Consider the following 16787-nt stretch of genomic DNA (forward strand, 5'->3'; position numbering starts at 1 on the left):
AAGAATTTGATTTTGAAAAAGCATTAAAATTATTACAAAATGGTCAACCGCTAACGGGTAAAGATGGTATTTTAACGCCATTAATCAAGCAGCTAACAGAAGCGGCGTTATCGGCGGAATTAGATTCTCATTTAGCCAACGACATTACCCCTAATCGGCGTAATGGTAAGAGTTCAAAGACAATAAAAAGCTCATCAGGCAGTTTCGAACTTGATGCACCAAGAGATAGAAACGGTTCATTTGAACCTCAACTCATCAAAAAAAATCAGACAACATTAAACGATGAAATTGAACAAAAAATTCTCAGTATGTATGCGCTGGGGATGAGTTATAAAGATATCAGCCAGCATATTGAAGAGATTTATGCTTTTCGTCTTTCTCCTGCAACTTTAACCGCCATTACAGATAAAATCATTCCTGAGCTCAGATTATGGCAACAACGACCGCTAGAATCGCTTTATCCGTTTGTTTGGATGGATGCAATTCATTATAAAGTAAAAGAAGATGGGGTTTATCACAGCAAGGCTGTTTATACTGTACTTGCACTTAATTTAGCCGGAAAAAAGGAAGTATTAGGCTTGTATTTATCTGAAAACGAAGGGGCTCATTTTTGGTTATCGGTGTTGACCGATTTACAAAACCGAGGATTAAATGACATTTTAATTGCTTGTGTCGATGGATTAGTTGGCTTTCCTGAAGCGATTAATACTATTTACCCACAAACAGAGGTTCAACTTTGTGTTATTCATCAAATCCGCCATTCAATTAAGTATGTTGCCTCTAAACATCACAAAGCATTTATGAGCGATTTGAAACTTGTTTACAAGGCGGTCTCTCGTGAAGCAGCAATTGATGCATTAGATGAACTTGAGAAAAAATGGGGCGATAAGTATCCAATCGTCATCCAATCATGGCGTCGTAAATGGGATAATTTATCAGCTTATTTCCGCTATCCTGAGCCTATTCGTAAGGTGATTTATACCACCAATGCTATTGAGTCAATTCATCGACAATTTCGTAAATTAACAAAGACAAAAAGCGGATTTCCTAATGAAAATAGCCTACTTAAGCTGCTGTATTTAGGGTTGCAAAATGCGGAGAAAAAATGGACAATGCCAATCCAAAATTGGAATTTAGCATTGTCACAATTGATGATATTTTTTCCTAATCGTCTTGATAAGGTAATCTCTTTGTGAATTAAGCTGACACAGAATTATGAACAGTCTCGCTGATAAACGTGCTTTATGTTTTGAAGCAGCGCGACGGCTTAAATATTTATTACTGTTTTTTTGCAAATGCTCTCATTTCTTTATCCTCAAGTGTTATTTTAATTATGTAATTCTAACATAATTAAACTTTGTTTATTTATATACATTCTTAAACAGTTAAATACATATTGATATAACAAAATAGAACTATATAATATTACACAACTGTGCAATATTAGTTTTAAGGAGGCGTAACATGGTAACATCATCATTTAGCAAAACGTTTGTTTTGGCTGATTCTAGCGGCATTAACACTCTTATTGAACTAGATAAAGCACCAAATAAAATTAAAACTCGCGATAGAGACGATAAAGCAGAATCCCAAAAAGCAGTAAAATTATTTTCTAAAGTTTTAACCCGAAAAAATGCTCACGGTTAATCTAGATGAACTTATTAATGAATATGATGAGGAGGAAATAAAAAGCCTCCTTTGTTGTTTCTCATGCGATAAAAATAAAGATTTAGAGAATTTTTTATGTAATTCAGCAATAGAATTTAGCAAAAGGAACGTATCAAAAACCTATCTTATTATCAACGAAGATAATCTTGATATTCTCGCCTATTTTTCTTTAGCATTTACATCAATACAATCAAGTAATTTTGAAATATCTAAAACATTAGTATCTAGTATGGATGGATTTAATAAGCACGCTACAGAAATAAAAGTTCATTTGATTGGGCAAATTGGCAAAAATTTCGCAGTTGAAAATAATCCTATAAATCTTGGGTTAATATTACAAGAAACTTTCACAATAATTAAACAAATCCGCGCTATGGCTGGCGGTAGATTTGCTATATTAGAATGTAATAATAATCCCTCATTGATAGCACTATATAAAAAATACGGATTTAAAATATTGCCCACCAAAGAAGATGGTGATCATCTTATCACTATGTGTATAAAAATTCCTGATTAGTAACCTCAATAATTTCATACCTAAAACAATTCCATGTATAAAAACACAGAACTATAATGTACCTAACTGTATATTACTGTACCTTATCTTTATTTTTTGAGATAATGTTAATTAATAATTATAGATAATTTTGTTTTTTAAGTTTATTAACTTATTAATTTAATTTTTAATTTAAAAAAATTTTTTAGATAACTAAACAATAACATTTGAGATAATTGGAGATTTAATGGGGTTGTTACCAAAATTTAATCATTTTAATTTAGAATGGCTAAATCCATCCTTTGATTCTGATTTAGTTGATGTTTTAACTGAATTAGAATTATTACGACATTCTAAATTTGAAACCGAAGTTAATCCTCTAATTTTCAAACAAATTAAAAATATATTTCATAAGTTAGAAAGTTTAGGTTCTGCAAGAATTGAAGGAAATCATACCACATTAGATGATTATGTAGATAGTAAGTTAACTGAAAACACTCAAACTGAACAATTAAAAGAAATTGACAATATTGAAAACGCACTTAAATTTATTGATGATCATTTCCATGCTGGTGAACATATAACAGAACACTTTATTAAAGAAATTCATCAATTAACAGTACATAATCTAAAGTTTGAAGGAGATAAAACACCAGGTGCTTACAGGCAGCAGCCTATTAGAATAAGTGGTTCAAGCCATCTACCTCCCGATCATATACATATACACGAGCTTATTACTTTTATCAATCAAGTCGATAAACCTAAATATGATTTGATGAAAATTGCTTTGGCACATCATCGTTTTGGTTGGATTCATCCTTTTTCAAATGGCAACGGAAGAACTGTAAGGCTTATAACCTATGCTCTACTTGTTAAATACGGTTTTAATGTAAAAGTAAGCGGACGAGTGTTAAATCCTACAGCCGTATTTTGTAATGATAGAGAATCTTACTATTCTATGCTGTCAGAAGCTGATAAAGGAACCTCTGAAGCACTAGAAAAATGGTGTTTTTATGTTCTTTCAGGAATCTTAACTGAATTAAATAAACTGGACAAATTAAGTAATCGAGACTATCTCAGAAAAGAAATACTCAAGCCTGCGTTAGATTATGTAAGCAAAATGGGGTTAATTGAATCAGATATCCAAATGAAAATATTATTACATGTTATAGATCAAGAAACGACCAAAACTGGGGATATAAAAACAATATTTCCTAACATGAAATCATCACAAATAACCTACCAGATTGGTAAATTAGTTGATAGTAAATTACTAAAACCAATAGAGGATGGAGCAAGAACCTACACTTTAAGGATAACTGATTCAGCATTATTCAAAGGTGTTATTTTATCATTACGAGATGCTGAATTAATTAAAGATTTTAACTAACAATATTATTTGCGTCTAGGCTGATCCCCGAACATTCGCAACCCTAGCGAACTGGCGCAAATATCTATTAGGGGCGTGAGGGGCGTATGAAACAAATAAAATTACCTTATAAAGAGTGGTATACAATTCAAGAGGTCGCTAATAAATTAAATTGTTCAATTGATGATTTAATTTACTGGAGCCAATATTGTATAGACTTATATTTGAATGCTGATTCATTATATGGGCAGCTTTCTATTTCTTGTGATAGAGATGCTCCTGCAATCAATAGCTATACTCGACATTACAAAAAATTAATAGGAAATTATCCAGGAATTGATAAATTTAGTTTTTCTGCTAAAGATTTAATAAACTTATTACCCTATGAGAATAATCGAAATATTCGCAAAATAATGCTTAGATGCTCAAGGCGTACATTTAATCCCTTTTTTATTGATTTGTCAACAGATGATAGATTTCGTGCTGAAATAGTTTATAAAGGAACTGGGCATTGGAGAGTAAAGAAACTTGATAAACCAGTCAGGCTATATTCCCAAAATGACGAAAGATTATATAAAATAGAAAGGTTATACCTAAATAAAGAATATTATTCTAGTTTTGAATCCAAAAAAGAATTTATTAATGGATTGGATGTTTCATTTTGTTTATATGATGAGATTTTTGTATCTCAGAGTGATTTTGTAATTAGATTTAATGATTATAACAAACTCATAAAAGGTGATGAATTAGAATATCAAGAACCCAAAAACAACTTTATTATAGGAAAGCCACCCCATTTTTATAAGAAGTTTGCCATTGATACGGCTTACTTAACCAGACAGAGAAATCCTCAAAGTAAAGTTGCTGATATAGCAAGGAAAATACACTTTACAATTATTAATAATTTTAACTCTGCAAATCCCCCCACAAAAGACACTATTTCTAACTGGCTTTATGAAATAAAATTAGGAAGACCTACAGAGAAAAATAGTAATGATTTTGAGTTAGTTATTCCTGATGAATGGTGTGATTATTCTGAATAAAATGGAAACTAATTTAGTAAAATGGGAATTATATCATTTTAATATATAGCGGTATTCAATGCCTAGTTATTGATAGTTAATCAGCTAATTTATTAGGTTTTTTCCCATTTTATTAAATGGTAAATTTTAATATTTAATGTAATGTATGTTTGTTTATACAGTTATATTCTTATAGCATCTTTTAGATATAGGAAAATATAACTAATGACAACTCAAATCCTTTCCAAACAAGAAGTAAAAACCTTACTACATTTCAAATCTGACACTAGCCTTTACACGCTAGAGAAGAAAGATAAAACTTTTCCGCAAAAAATTAGAATCGGTTTACGCCGTGTTGGCTATCGAGCTGATGAGATTTACTCTTGGCTTGAGTCTCGCAGAGTAGAGCGTCGCGAGGTAGCATAATGGTGATAAAGCAAAACCCTCTATATCGTGAAATCATCGAGGGCTTAGATTGGAATTTAGATGCTTCCAGTCATAGCCAATCTAATTATAAAAAGCTACCTAAAAAGCCGAGAGCTTACCTATTAATTGCGTGTACTGGTGACAATGGTATTACCGAAAATGAGATATTACGCACCTGTAGGCTTTCTAGCGGTAGGAATTATTGTTCAGAACTAGAAAGAAAGTTAGGCATCACATTAAAGCGCATGGATGAACCTAATACCGACGGAATAGGATCACATTATCGCTATTACCTAGCCAATAGGGAAGATGCTCAAAAGGTAGTTAATCTGATTCTTAGTTATGAAAATAGCTTATTAACTGATTCAGATATCAGCCAAATTTTAGCACTTTACCCAAGTAAAGCAGCTTAATTAATTGATTTTATAGCAAAGCTCATTTTTGAGCCGACGGTACCCCTTTGCCTAAATTTAGCTAAATGGGAAATAAATAGACAGATTAGGAATAAAACAATGACAGATTTTAATAATTTAGTGCCAGTAACAGAAACGCAATTCAACGGCAAATTACAGCAAACAGTTAGCGCAAAACAATTACATCGTTTTCTTGGTATAGGGCGTGATTTTTCTACATGGATAAAAGGGCGTATAGAACAATATGGCTTTATTGAAAATGATGATTATGTGGTTTTTGATTCCCCCGAATTGGTGATTCAAAGTATAAAAAACAAACAGCTTAATAAAAGGGAAACGGTAAGAGGAGGAGACCGTAGAAGTGTTGATTATTATCTAACTTTAAACATGGCTAAAGAATTGGCCATGATTGAAAACAACGAGAAAGGACGAGCAATAAGAAAGTACTTTATACGTTGTGAAGAACACCTTAAAGAAATCGCACCAGCAATCCAGAAGAAAGCGCTTAATCGATTAAAAGCACGTTTAAAAGTCGCAGATTATAGCCGTCCTATGTGTGACGCTTTAACAGAGCAACGTAAAGCACTGGGGAAAAGCGCAAATAACACCGTATTTACTAATGAATTCGATATGATTAACCGCATCGTATTAGGTACTACATCAAGCAAATACAAGAAAGCCAATAATCTTACTGGTAATATTCGTGACCACCTAAACGAATTTGAATTAAACCATATCGCATACCTTGAGAACGCAAATATAACATTAATCCATATTGGTTACGACTATCATCAGAGAAAAGCCGAGCTAATAAAGTTATCTCATGCTTATTTGATCCGTCATATGGCACAGGTGGCTTAATTATGATGACTACATGCTCATTTAACACCCTAGCTACCCAATCTCTAAATAATCGCTTAAATTGCTATTTTGACGGGATTAACGCCACCAAAAAGATTAAATCATTTTTCTTGATTAGCAATAATTCTAGTTTCCAGTCAAAAAACTATTTTAATGGAAGCCAGTGCAAAAATGCGCACTCAGTGCGCAGCGAAAACCGTTTTTTAATGCGTACTAATCATTACATGGGGTTGAATTTTAAAAGTAGGTTTCTTGAGTCCATAAAAAGGAGAATGGGAAAACAAATACCACCAATCAGCGGCATTAAGTTAAAAGATTATTTCTTATCTAGTTTAGCTAGTTTTTCGCGACAAGTAGCAATAACCCAAGCGGAAAAGTTAGTATTCTCTTTCTTGGATTGCTCGTCTATTCGCTCTATTAATTCATGGGGGAAGCGGATTGCTTTTCTATCCGATTTATTATTTTTGTTACCTGTAGCCATTTTTATACCTAAAAGATGCTTATTAGTGTGCAGACACTATACACGATCACTAAATAATAAAAAAGGCTTGACGTGTGCCCACACTATAAAATATAGTGAGCACACACCTGATGAATTTATTAGGTTAAAAAAACAATCCCCTGATGTGCTCGCAACACTATCAAGGGATCTAACCACAAACATTAAACGGAGTAATGCTATGGCTAATAGTAATGATACCCTACGCCCTAAAAATGGGCAACCTGACCTATCTAATTTAATTTCTGTTTTAAATCTCTATCAAGCAGATATTCCAACACACCATTTACTACAAGCTGAGAATCATTTTGAAGAACTACAGCAATCTATTCTATATGGAATAGGTGCGATTGGTAACCTGATGTTTTGGGCTAGTGAGAATGAGAGTTATTCGGAGCAGAACCTTAAAAGTGATATGCGCGATATTGGCTATTTACTAGCACAATTAAGGGATGTCGCTTGTTTCGCTTCAAATCAAATTAACCTACTTGATGCTACGCAAAACCATAAGGGAGGTAAATAGTATGTTGAAAACGAATCATCAAGAAAAGGGTAATCGTGAAACCAAACTATTTAAATTCTATGACCTATCAATGGCTCAAGTAGTCCAAATAACGGCAACAACCGAACGCCAAGCACGCAAGAGCCTAGGCAAATCATCCCTTATCTTTATTGCCAGAATTCGCTTATATCCAGTTATTGAAGACACTAAAAGCTTTGGAGGTTATCACTATGGGCAATAATAACTTTCAGATATTAAATAACATCGAAACAAAACTTATTCAAGTTCGGAGCATGGCTAAAATTGCCTTAGATAACACTAACTATAAGTGCGCAGGATATGACGAGCCTTTTATCGAACAAGCCGACATGAGTAATTTACTATGGGTTATCGTTGATTTAGTAGAGCAAGCTTTTGATGAGTTACAAGAGTACGGGTTAACAGAGGATAATAATAATGGCTAATATCTCATTGGACGCAATTAATACTATCAATACAAGACTAGGACAAGCTAACGCTATCACCACGCTTTTAATGGCTGATTGTGATTCAAACGCGCCAATTAACGAAGAATTACGCTCCTATGCCCTTGATGCTGTATCAGACTTAATTAACGATTCTAAAAAGCTGTTTAGAAGCGAAACCGAGCGCAAGGAGGCAAAGAATGAAAGAGTTTGATTTTGTCCATAACGATGACGGCACTATTACCGCATTAAGGCTCAAAAATAACCGATATATAGAGCTGATTTCTTTTGGCAAAGCTGAAATTCCTAACTTACTTGCCGATGTCACTAAGCGGCTTCCACCCGAAGTTAGGCGATACATGACACAAATTAAGGGGGTAAATCATGAATAATCAGCAAGAAGTAACAGCAATTCACCATAGTATCGTTGATTCTACCATGGTGATAATAGCAGGTTTATTTTTAATTGAGCAGATTAATAAAAGTGGCGCCAAGGTATTTATTCATGACGGTATCAAAATTGATATTGATAAAGATTTAATTGTGTTAGGGCTAAAAATGAATCTTAAAGATAGCTTAATTGAAGACTTTGGCGAAAGTGACGGCTTAAATCGCACCTATGGGCTATTAAAAGAGATGTACAGCGAAAGCAATGATAAACCTATGGCACTAACACAATTAGGGCAAGAAATGCTTGCATCGTTATTTATTGATTTAGCCGAAGATATTAAAGCTGAATCTAGCTCGACAATTCATTAAGGGGATGTAATGAAAATCAATGAAATTACAACCCAAGCTATAGGTAAATGGGATTATATCTTCCAATCATTAGGTATTAAAGTAGGTAATGGCAAGCATTGCCCTTGCCCTGTCTGTGGCGGTAAAGATAGATTTAGATTTGATAACCAAAATGGTAGAGGTACATACATCTGTAACCAGTGCGGTAGTGGTGACGGCTTAGAGCTTATTAAAAACTATTGCCAATGTGATGCTAAAGAAGCATCAAGTAGAGTAGTGGAGTGTTTAAATCTGCCTAATCAGAATAACCAAATACGGGAAAATTTCGTATTTAGGAAAATAGATTCCGAACAACTGCATAACGATAACATACCAGATAATCCCGTATGTAAAAAGGTCGAGTATTTGCTATCTAAAGCAACATTAGGGCAATCTCAATACCTGACCAAGAAAGGATTAACCTTTGACTTACCCTTGTTAGATAACGGGCGTATTTTTGTGCCTATGCTAAATCTTCATAATGAATACACAGGTGGCCAATTTATTGAAGTAGATGGTCGTAAGCACTTAATGAAAGGTTCCAATAAAAAAGGGGCATTCACCTTGGTCAGCTCAAAAATGAGCACACCTGCCGAGGTGTACGCAAATTTGCTCACACATAATGAAATTATTATCTGCGAGGGATTAGCGACTGGAATATCAATAGCAGAATTCCGCCATCAATCTATGGTTATATCCGCCATTGACGCAGGCAATCTTATTCATGTGGCCAAGGCTATTCGTGAACTAAATCCAACCGCTAAAATCATTATTGCAGGTGATAACGATATTGGTCATGATAAAAATACAGGTAAAGAAAAAGCAATAGAAGCAGCTCAAGCTGTAAATGGCTATTACTCCGTTCCTGATACAGATTATAAATGTGATTGGGATGATTATAGGCAACAATTTGGGCTTGATAAAATGTCAGTTTCATTTAATCAAATGTTGGCTCATGCTGATGATAGCGTAACCAATTTACCTAAACCGACTAATCAAAAAGATTTATCAGGCATGAATCTATCACAAATGGCATCAAGCCAGCGTGCCGAGCTACTCAATCAATATTATGACAATAACCTTGCAATTAATCTTACTACAGATGAAATCTATTACTATCAAGATAACGCATGGCAACCCATCAGCGATAAAATGCTAATGCGAACCCTAGCCGATTTATTTACTCAATCAGGCGAACCATTTAATCCCATAAGAATTAGCTCAGCGGTTGAATCGCTCAGATTGTCCCTACCGATAATGGGAAAACCTCAAAAAGATTTAATCTGCTTTAAAAATGGTGTATACGAGCTAAAAAAACAAACCTTTAAACCGCACAATAAGCAAGATTGGCTATTAGTCAGTAATGATATTGATTACTACCCTGCCAAAGAAAATGAATCTTTTGATACTCACGCGCCAAACTTCGCTAAATGGCTAAAAAGAGCATCAGGCAATCAAGATAAGGCTAAAAATATCTTAGCTGCGCTATATATGATATTGGCTAATCGTCATGACTGGCAATTATTCTTAGAGGTTACAGGCGCAGGCGGTAGCGGTAAAAGTGTTTTTGCTGAAATAGCAACGATGTTAGCAGGTAAAAACAATACCGTAATAGGCACCATGGACGCATTAGAAAAAGCAAGGGACAGGGCTTTAATTGTAGGCTACTCATTAGTCATCTTACCCGACCAACCGCGTTATATGGGCAGTGGCGCAGGGTTAAAAGCGATTACTGGTGGTGATGAAGTCGCAATAGACCCAAAACACAAGCAACCTTACTCATGTAAAATCCCTGCGGTAGTCTTGGTTATCAATAACGAGGCCATGAGGTTTAACGAACGAAATGGTGGCATATCACGACGTAGAGTTATCTTCCACTTTGGCGAGGTGATACCAGAAAAAGAAAGAGACTTAGACTTGGTCAGCAAAATAGAGCAAGAGCTACCCTCAATTGTGAGGTTGCTATTAAATGAGTTTACCAGTCCAGCAGAAGCTAAAGAAAGACTACACCAGCAACAACAATCAGACGAAGCGACGGCGATTAAACGCGAATCCGATCATTTAGTGGATTTTTGTAGTTATCTTGATGCGCTTGATTACCCCAATGGTATGTTTATTGGCAATATGGGAATAATGCCCTTTAACCCCCGAAAATATTTATACCATGCTTATATTGAATACATTCGCAATACAGGTTTAAACAATCCGCTATCACTAACGCAATTTGGCACATCGCTTAATTATGCAATGAAAGAAAACGGTAAAGACTACATGCGCAAAAGAGCAAATAAAGGGATGAGAACCAACGTAGAGCTTAATATCAATACTAGTCAAGACTGGCTACCTAAAGCCGAAGAACCAAAACTTAAAGGAGTATAAAAAGAAAATGAAATCATTGAAAGCACTTGCTGACGCTATAGCGGAAACTTATGTTAATGAAATGATAGCTAAACAAGGTAATGCCGTATTTACCTTTGTTAACGATGGTGACACTTACACAGGAACTATCACAAAAGAACAATTATCATCGGGGTTAGTTGAACTAGCGCTATTTTGTACAGAAAACGGTAGAAAATCTGACCCATTCCATTTTATCGAAGATATGATTAATTTTTATAGTAAACCTTGGCATATAACTGACTGGGGGAATCGAGCGATAAAAATATATACCGAACAATCATTACTACAAACCCCAACGCGCGTTTATCATTAGGAGATTATTATATGGCGACATACTTTCCACGCGACGAGTATTTTACTATTACTTGCAACGTAGAGCTAAAAGAGTTACTAGAAGCAACCGAAAAAGCTAAAAAAGAACTCAAGGAATTAAGTGATAGTGGATCGAAAGCATCAAAAGGTATAGATAAACTAGAATCCTCAGCAAAAAGTGCGGGTGGGGCACTTGGTAAACTTACTACTATTGCCAAAGCCGTATCTGCTGCGTTAGTTTCTAGCCAAATTATTTCATACGCACAAAGTTGGAATGAGCTAGAAGATCGAATTCAAAACACGGGTGCTACAGCATCACAAACTAAAGACATTTTAGACCAGCTATTAGCTACATCTGACCGAAACGGTCGTACAATTGAAGAATCATCAGAGCTTTACATTCGCTTATCTAACTCAATGCAAGAACTGGGTTACAGCACTCAAGGCACGCTATCTTATATTGATACGCTATCTAATCTGATGACAATCAATAAAACTAACGCAATAGGTGCAGAATCAGCTATCAACGCTTTAACTAAAGCACAAATGAAAGGCAAGCTAGCTGGAATTGAGGCAATGGCGGTTTTTAACGCAATGCCGAGCATATTAAAAACGCTAGGTAAACAGCTAAATAAAACCGAAGCCGAAGTTCGGAAAATGGCGTCTGATGGTAAGTTATCTATGTCGGACTTTACCGATGCGATGATAGCAGCACAAGATGAAACTGCGGCACTTGCTGATAATATGCGTAATACTGTAACTGATGGTATCAATCGTGTTACGAATAACCTAAAAAAATACCTCGGTGAACTCAATAATTCAACTGGCGCAACCAAAGTTTTAGTTGATTCGCTGATTTTAATGTCTCAGAATGTCGATATCTTGATGACAGGGGTTGGTGCGCTTGCTGCTATCTATGCAGGTAAATATATTACATCGTTAGCTAGTGCGACAAAGCAAAGTGTTGAGCAGACCATTGCGAATATTCGACAAGCTCAAGCTGAAAAAGCAGCAGCACAAGCAGCACTACAGCAAGCGCAAGCAGAATTGGCAAACGCAAGAGCTGCTCAGCAATCATTAGCCGCACAATTAAAATTAGCGCAAACAGAGACAACTAGAAACGCTATTAGAAAGCAGCTAAAAGCTAGCACTGAAGCATTGACCGCTGCTACAGCTAAACAAACAGCAGCACAAGCAAGACTTGATGCGGCAATGAAAGCAACTTCTTTTACGGCTAATGGTTTAAGGTCTGCTATGGCTTTGTTAGGTGGTCCTGCTGGAGCAGCTATGATAGCGGCTATGTCTTTGTATTATTTCTATGAAAAAGCAAACCGAGCGAAAGAAGGAGCGATGGGTTTAGCAGGAAAAGTGAAGGAACTTTCTGAGCAGCTTAACCATTTTACAGATGAAAGATTGGTTGTTATCAAAGATGAGGCGGTTAAAGATATAAAAAACGCACAAGAACAGCTAAAGCTATTGCGCTTTGAAATGAAATCAACACAAGAAATTTTAGACGGGAAGGTTCCATTTATAACTGAACGTCGAACAAACGAAGCTATCGCAACTAGAAACAAGCAGCGTGCGCAAGAAAGAGATATTCTCGACGGAATACTTGCGGCTCAAAAACAAATAGCAGAAGTCGAAGATATACTAGCATCCCGTATAGGGCCAAAGCTTGTAAATAATGGTAAAGAGTTGGCAAAAGTCTGGGATGACGCATCAAAATCAGAGATTGATAAAAAAGTAGCAAGTTTATCCAAAGAGCTAGAAATTGCTAAGTTGAAAGCCAAAGAAAATAGCGAAGCGGCGTTTGTTTTAGATGGGCTTTACTCGACTTTGGGCGATAGAGCCGATGAGTATAAAGAAGATTTAGCTGCTTTAGCTTTGGGTCAAGCCAACTTTACTAAGCTAACAAATGACCAAGTCGCGGCTTTACAGCCGCTGGTAGCTCAGCTAAAGGCGCTATCGATTGAAAACAATAAAATTAAGACAAGTAATAAAAAAGGCACAACTAAAAGTTACGCAGAGGAAATTAAAGAACTTAGTGACAAGCTAGAGGTCGCTAAATTAGAAGCACAAGGTCTTACTGTTGAAGCTGAATTACTTGCAATTACTCAAAAAATGGGCGGTAAAGTTACAGCAGAACAAACGGAAAAGCTTCGGAAGTTAATCGAAACGTCGCAAGCTTATAAAGCGCTAGGTACTTTGCAAAGTCCAATTGATATTGAAAAAAACAATTATAACAATTCAAAAGCTGCGTTAGATGACTGGTTTTCTAAAAATCCACAGAAGTATGCAGAATATAACTCGAAGCTTGAACAACTTGAGCGAGAGCATCAAATTAAAATGGCTAAAATCAAGTCAGATGCTGCTGTATCTAATATTGACGACGCTATCGCTCAAGTTGACCCAGTCCAAGCTTTGGCTAATGAAAATGCTAGAAAACTCGCTTTAATTCAAGAGTTCGAGAATCAAAAATGGCTGACAGAAGAAAATGCGCTTGCACTACGAGAAGCTGCTAATCATCAGTATGAGCAAAATAGGATAAATGCGCAATGGGAAATCTGGCGAAATCAGAGCGATGCTAACGAGTTTTTGGCGTCATCACTTGAGGGATTAGCAAGCAGTGCGACAAGTACAATATCTGGACTGGCATCAGGCACAATGACAGCAACACAAGCAATGCAAAATTTTGCTAACGTTATACTGAATGAAGCGATTGGCTCGCTTGTGCAAATGGGTATGCAATACGTTAAAAACGCAATTGTAGCTAAAACGACATCAGCATCAACGACGGCGGCTCAAATTTTGGAGGCTGGCACTTTAGCTGCGGCATATCAACCTGCGGCGATGTATGCATCTATTGCTACGCAAGGCGCAGCGGCAACTACAGGCGCAACATCATATGCGACGGCTATTGGTTCGATGAAAGCGCTAGGTATAGCTGGTGCGCGTAAAAATGGTGGTCCAGTAGATGCTGGCTCAATGTATCGTGTTGGCGAGGGCGGTAAGCCTGAAATATTAGTTGCTGGCGGTAAACAGTACTTAATACCGGGCGAAAACGGGCGAGTACTGAGTAATCGTCAAATTACTAACGGTAAAGGCGGTTCAAGCGTAAATCTTACTATCAACATGCCAATAAATATTGGTGACAGCGGTGGCATGTCAGAGCAAGACGGGCAACAGCTAGCTAAAAACATCGAGCAAGCTATCCGTGCGCAAATCATGAAAGAACAAAGACCTGGGGGACTGCTAAATCGACGTTGATCTAATGGGCAAAATTTCATACTATTAATTCAAATTTTAAAAAGGTTAATAGTATGAAAAAACTTGTTATTATCTGTTTAGTTAGTCTTGCTTTATTCGGTTGCGGAGAAGATAAGATTACAAAAGAGTTCCTTGTAGGTGATTGGCGGTGCAAAGATAATCAGTATCAAAGACACAATGTCGGAGCTAATGAAGACTTGGGTGATCCTGTGTCATCAATTGAGGACACTACAACATTCAGAATAATTAATAATGAACTTTATCAAATAAGCAAAAAGACAGAAAATACCCTTATTGATTTAAGTAAAATTGACTCAACTGAAGATGAAGTATCTGATACCTATAAAACTCATATTGTGAATATCATAAAAGCAATTGATAAAGATACATTTAAAACAGTACTAATAACAGAAATAAAGGATATTAACAATGACACTAACATCATTAATTTTAGAACAAAACTAGAAACAGTTTGCACAAGAATAAAATAACCTACATTAACCACTGGTGAATAAGAATGGCAATAAAAGTAAAAGGTGTTAGAGGATGTATAAAAGGTTTAGATAACACCGTAAACAACATAATCAAAAATAAAGCGGTTAAAGCCATGCATGCGTCAATCATTATAGGAGCTAATCAAGCGGCGCTTTACACCTCAATTGACACATCTAACTTAGTTAATTCGCAGTATAGAGAAGTAGTCGTAAATGGTACCCGTATAACTGGGCAAGTTGGCTATACCGCCGCTTATGCCGCATATGTCGCTGATCCAAACCATCCTATGAAGTTTAAGCGCCCTACCGCTAAAAAGGACTTTTTAAATAAAGGCTTTGAAGATGTTGAAGACCAAATAGTAAACATCTTTAAAAAAGAGCTATTCAGTTAAATTGTAGTGTGTACTTGCACAAAGATTTACTACAAAGATCCTAACTAGTGGCTCAAATTGAGCTACTAAAATATAAAATAGAGACCGCCCTAATTGGCGGTTTTTTATTGAGTGAACACCAAAAGTGTACACTTGTGAATAGTAAATCATTAAGTGTACACCGTTCAAACCCTTTTAGAATAAGGCTTCAAGCTAGTAGTGAACACCGTGTACACTTTTTTATAAAATTTTATTTTTATAGGGGGGGGAGGTATAAAAATCTAAACCATAATTAATGGACACCGATCGCCTAGGTAAATTTTCACACCGTCAAAATTAATAATCCGATTTTTTTACCCTTACAATTTGGCACGGTAAAATTATCTAATGTAGGGGGTCATTTTTTATTTTGGGGGTACAAATGGGGGTACGATTAGGTTTATTAAAAACGCAGTTTCAGTAATAACAATGATTTTCACTATGTAATTCAGTTTCCGCCCACGCACCAAATCAATAAACATCAGCATTCTTTTAAACCCTACAAAGCACATCAAACCCAGTAATAACAAGCCTTAAAGTCTATTTTATTGCCCATTAAGTATCAGTAAGGTACATTTACAACCAAAATTTTTAGGTATATGCCTAGGTATAAGAAGATAATATACCTATATATCGTATACCTAAAATAATTATGGCTAGAAAAACACATCCATTAACAGCCCCCCTAAATAAAAGCCGCCAAGCCAAGAGAGAAAGATTATTCGTTATTTGATGATGGTGGTATGTATTTCTTGGTTAAATCGAATAATTCTAAAATATGGTGTTTTAAGTATACGCGTCCGTATGCCAAAAAAGGCGCATTAATTAGCTTTGGTAGTTATCCAGAAGTTTCATTATGACGCGCTAGAAAGCAAATAGATGAATTATGCACCAGTAACATATCAATGCAAATCAGTCAAAGCCAACAAAATCTTTATATATAAACTGATTTTAGATATTTATTATTGAAACTATGCAATAAACAAGTACTATAAGAAAGCAGAAAAGAATCTAAAATACAAAAATATAAATTTAATTATAATGAATAAATCGGTAGTTAATGCGGGTGTATCATTATAAAAAATAGTATAAATAATTTACATCTATTCTATTTTCGAACAAAGTCTTTAACTTATTAAATAAAATTTATTCTGAAAGAGATTTATTCACACTATTTCAAACCAATGAACAGTGTTAGGTTTAAAACACCATCATTTATCTCTTCTGCTATCTACAGACCTTATTTACTGAATAAATAAAATAAGTTATTGTTTTAACATAAGTTGAAAGTAACAAGAATGTGTGATAACGTGCCTATTAATTAGCAAGGTTTACGATAACGGGCTTGATGCGAACCATATTTACTGAATAGGTAACACTTCTAATATCAATAAGCCAGCTGTAATA

21 protein-coding genes are annotated in these 16787 nt (G+C 35.4%); 20 read left to right on the top strand and 1 reads right to left on the bottom strand.

The window, feature by feature from the left end:
• The 8 genes from A9G42_RS06075 to A9G42_RS06110 all read left to right on the top strand — a co-directional run.
• On the top strand, positions 1–1196 hold a 1196-nt coding region (locus A9G42_RS06075), incomplete at its 5' end, for an IS256 family transposase (protein ID WP_065652947.1).
• 268 nt (positions 1197–1464) lie between these two features.
• Positions 1465–1647, top strand: a complete 183-nt coding sequence (locus A9G42_RS06080) for a hypothetical protein (RefSeq protein WP_065652948.1) — start codon at positions 1465–1467, stop codon at positions 1645–1647.
• On the top strand, positions 1634–2185 hold the full coding sequence (locus A9G42_RS06085) for a hypothetical protein (RefSeq protein ID WP_218837776.1): 552 nt from the start codon (positions 1634–1636) through the stop codon (positions 2183–2185). Before A9G42_RS06080 ends, A9G42_RS06085 begins: the two co-directional genes overlap by 14 nt.
• A 226-nt stretch (positions 2186–2411) precedes the next feature.
• Positions 2412–3554 carry a Fic family protein gene (locus tag A9G42_RS06090; protein WP_065652949.1) on the top strand — a complete coding sequence of 381 codons (1143 nt, stop codon included), beginning with the start codon at positions 2412–2414 and terminating at the stop codon, positions 3552–3554.
• Between the two features lie 86 nt (positions 3555–3640).
• Complete coding sequence (locus A9G42_RS06095) at positions 3641–4576, top strand: hypothetical protein (RefSeq protein ID WP_065652950.1); 936 nt, start codon at positions 3641–3643, stop codon at positions 4574–4576.
• Positions 4577–4780: 204 nt separating this feature from the next.
• Entirely contained in the window at positions 4781–4981 is a 201-nt protein-coding gene (locus tag A9G42_RS06100) for a helix-turn-helix transcriptional regulator (RefSeq protein WP_065652951.1), read from the top strand.
• Positions 4981–5394 (top strand): hypothetical protein, encoded by a 414-nt coding sequence (locus A9G42_RS06105; RefSeq protein ID WP_065652952.1) that lies wholly within the window; start codon positions 4981–4983, stop codon positions 5392–5394. The genes A9G42_RS06100 and A9G42_RS06105 overlap by 1 nt, the downstream gene beginning before the upstream one ends.
• A gap of 99 nt (positions 5395–5493) precedes the next feature.
• Positions 5494–6255, top strand: coding sequence for an antA/AntB antirepressor family protein (locus A9G42_RS06110; RefSeq protein WP_065652953.1), 762 nt, complete (start codon positions 5494–5496; stop codon positions 6253–6255).
• Between the two features lie 316 nt (positions 6256–6571).
• On the opposite strand, the gene A9G42_RS13645 is transcribed toward A9G42_RS06110, so the two are convergent.
• Positions 6572–6736, bottom strand: coding sequence for a YlcI/YnfO family protein (locus A9G42_RS13645; protein ID WP_141673729.1), 165 nt, complete (start codon positions 6734–6736; stop codon positions 6572–6574).
• 199 nt (positions 6737–6935) lie between these two features.
• On the opposite strand from A9G42_RS13645, the gene A9G42_RS06115 reads away from it, so the two are divergent.
• The 12 genes from A9G42_RS06115 (at position 6936) to A9G42_RS14745 (ending at position 16240) form a co-directional block, all read left to right on the top strand.
• A complete protein-coding gene (locus A9G42_RS06115) occupies positions 6936–7277 on the top strand; it encodes a hypothetical protein (RefSeq protein ID WP_065652954.1) in 342 nt (113 codons plus the stop codon).
• Position 7278: 1 nt separating this feature from the next.
• Positions 7279–7497: a host cell division inhibitor Icd-like protein gene (locus A9G42_RS06120; protein WP_065583106.1), complete on the top strand. Its 219-nt coding sequence runs from the start codon at positions 7279–7281 to the stop codon at positions 7495–7497.
• A complete protein-coding gene (locus tag A9G42_RS06125) occupies positions 7487–7720 on the top strand; it encodes a hypothetical protein (RefSeq protein ID WP_065582853.1) in 234 nt (77 codons plus the stop codon). Before A9G42_RS06120 ends, A9G42_RS06125 begins: the two co-directional genes overlap by 11 nt.
• The gene (locus tag A9G42_RS06130; protein ID WP_065652955.1) at positions 7713–7934 is read left to right on the top strand and encodes a hypothetical protein; all 222 of its coding nucleotides are present in this window, start codon (positions 7713–7715) and stop codon (positions 7932–7934) included. The genes A9G42_RS06125 and A9G42_RS06130 overlap by 8 nt, the downstream gene beginning before the upstream one ends.
• A complete protein-coding gene (locus A9G42_RS06135; protein ID WP_065652956.1) occupies positions 7921–8112 on the top strand; it encodes a hypothetical protein in 192 nt (63 codons plus the stop codon). The genes A9G42_RS06130 and A9G42_RS06135 overlap by 14 nt, the downstream gene beginning before the upstream one ends.
• Positions 8105–8479 carry a hypothetical protein gene (locus A9G42_RS06140; protein WP_065652957.1) on the top strand — a complete coding sequence of 125 codons (375 nt, stop codon included), beginning with the start codon at positions 8105–8107 and terminating at the stop codon, positions 8477–8479. The genes A9G42_RS06135 and A9G42_RS06140 overlap by 8 nt, the downstream gene beginning before the upstream one ends.
• A 9-nt stretch (positions 8480–8488) precedes the next feature.
• Positions 8489–10876 (top strand): primase-helicase zinc-binding domain-containing protein, encoded by a 2388-nt coding sequence (locus tag A9G42_RS06145; protein ID WP_065652958.1) that lies wholly within the window; start codon positions 8489–8491, stop codon positions 10874–10876.
• A gap of 7 nt (positions 10877–10883) precedes the next feature.
• Positions 10884–11210, top strand: coding sequence for a hypothetical protein (locus tag A9G42_RS06150; protein WP_065566075.1), 327 nt, complete (start codon positions 10884–10886; stop codon positions 11208–11210).
• Between the two features lie 11 nt (positions 11211–11221).
• The gene (locus A9G42_RS06155; protein WP_065652959.1) at positions 11222–14476 is read left to right on the top strand and encodes a tape measure protein; all 3255 of its coding nucleotides are present in this window, start codon (positions 11222–11224) and stop codon (positions 14474–14476) included.
• A gap of 53 nt (positions 14477–14529) precedes the next feature.
• Entirely contained in the window at positions 14530–14967 is a 438-nt protein-coding gene (locus tag A9G42_RS06160) for a hypothetical protein (RefSeq protein ID WP_065652960.1), read from the top strand.
• A 26-nt stretch (positions 14968–14993) separates the two neighbouring features.
• Positions 14994–15362: a hypothetical protein gene (locus A9G42_RS06165; RefSeq protein WP_065652961.1), complete on the top strand. Its 369-nt coding sequence runs from the start codon at positions 14994–14996 to the stop codon at positions 15360–15362.
• Positions 15363–16069: 707 nt separating this feature from the next.
• Positions 16070–16240: an integrase arm-type DNA-binding domain-containing protein gene (locus A9G42_RS14745; RefSeq protein WP_442903194.1), complete on the top strand. Its 171-nt coding sequence runs from the start codon at positions 16070–16072 to the stop codon at positions 16238–16240.
• Positions 16241–16787 lie beyond the last annotated feature (547 nt).

This window comes from Gilliamella sp. Nev6-6 (assembly GCF_001690605.1).
Taxonomy (GTDB): Bacteria; Pseudomonadota; Gammaproteobacteria; order Enterobacterales; family Orbaceae; genus Gilliamella; species Gilliamella apicola_C.

What these genes read in the sequence shown, in the direction of transcription:
- A9G42_RS06095 (WP_065652950.1), top strand. Translation starts at nt 3,641, where the DNA reads ATGAAACAAATAAAATTACCTTATAAAGAGTGGTATACAATTCAAGAG.
- A9G42_RS06155 (WP_065652959.1), top strand. Translation starts at nt 11,222, where the DNA reads ATGGCGACATACTTTCCACGCGACGAGTATTTTACTATTACTTGCAAC.
- A9G42_RS06115 (WP_065652954.1), top strand. Translation starts at nt 6,936, where the DNA reads ATGGCTAATAGTAATGATACCCTACGCCCTAAAAATGGGCAACCTGAC.
- A9G42_RS06135 (WP_065652956.1), top strand. Translation starts at nt 7,921, where the DNA reads ATGAAAGAGTTTGATTTTGTCCATAACGATGACGGCACTATTACCGCA.
- A9G42_RS06085 (WP_218837776.1), top strand. Translation starts at nt 1,634, where the DNA reads ATGCTCACGGTTAATCTAGATGAACTTATTAATGAATATGATGAGGAG.
- A9G42_RS06150 (WP_065566075.1), top strand. Translation starts at nt 10,884, where the DNA reads ATGAAATCATTGAAAGCACTTGCTGACGCTATAGCGGAAACTTATGTT.
- A9G42_RS06090 (WP_065652949.1), top strand. Translation starts at nt 2,412, where the DNA reads ATGGGGTTGTTACCAAAATTTAATCATTTTAATTTAGAATGGCTAAAT.
- A9G42_RS06140 (WP_065652957.1), top strand. Translation starts at nt 8,105, where the DNA reads ATGAATAATCAGCAAGAAGTAACAGCAATTCACCATAGTATCGTTGAT.
- A9G42_RS06110 (WP_065652953.1), top strand. Translation starts at nt 5,494, where the DNA reads ATGACAGATTTTAATAATTTAGTGCCAGTAACAGAAACGCAATTCAAC.
- A9G42_RS06120 (WP_065583106.1), top strand. Translation starts at nt 7,279, where the DNA reads ATGTTGAAAACGAATCATCAAGAAAAGGGTAATCGTGAAACCAAACTA.
- A9G42_RS06130 (WP_065652955.1), top strand. Translation starts at nt 7,713, where the DNA reads ATGGCTAATATCTCATTGGACGCAATTAATACTATCAATACAAGACTA.
- A9G42_RS06100 (WP_065652951.1), top strand. Translation starts at nt 4,781, where the DNA reads ATGACAACTCAAATCCTTTCCAAACAAGAAGTAAAAACCTTACTACAT.
- A9G42_RS06160 (WP_065652960.1), top strand. Translation starts at nt 14,530, where the DNA reads ATGAAAAAACTTGTTATTATCTGTTTAGTTAGTCTTGCTTTATTCGGT.
- A9G42_RS06080 (WP_065652948.1), top strand. Translation starts at nt 1,465, where the DNA reads ATGGTAACATCATCATTTAGCAAAACGTTTGTTTTGGCTGATTCTAGC.
- A9G42_RS13645 (WP_141673729.1), bottom strand. Translation starts at nt 6,736, where the DNA reads ATGGCTACAGGTAACAAAAATAATAAATCGGATAGAAAAGCAATCCGC.
- A9G42_RS06145 (WP_065652958.1), top strand. Translation starts at nt 8,489, where the DNA reads ATGAAAATCAATGAAATTACAACCCAAGCTATAGGTAAATGGGATTAT.
- A9G42_RS06165 (WP_065652961.1), top strand. Translation starts at nt 14,994, where the DNA reads ATGGCAATAAAAGTAAAAGGTGTTAGAGGATGTATAAAAGGTTTAGAT.
- A9G42_RS06125 (WP_065582853.1), top strand. Translation starts at nt 7,487, where the DNA reads ATGGGCAATAATAACTTTCAGATATTAAATAACATCGAAACAAAACTT.
- A9G42_RS06105 (WP_065652952.1), top strand. Translation starts at nt 4,981, where the DNA reads ATGGTGATAAAGCAAAACCCTCTATATCGTGAAATCATCGAGGGCTTA.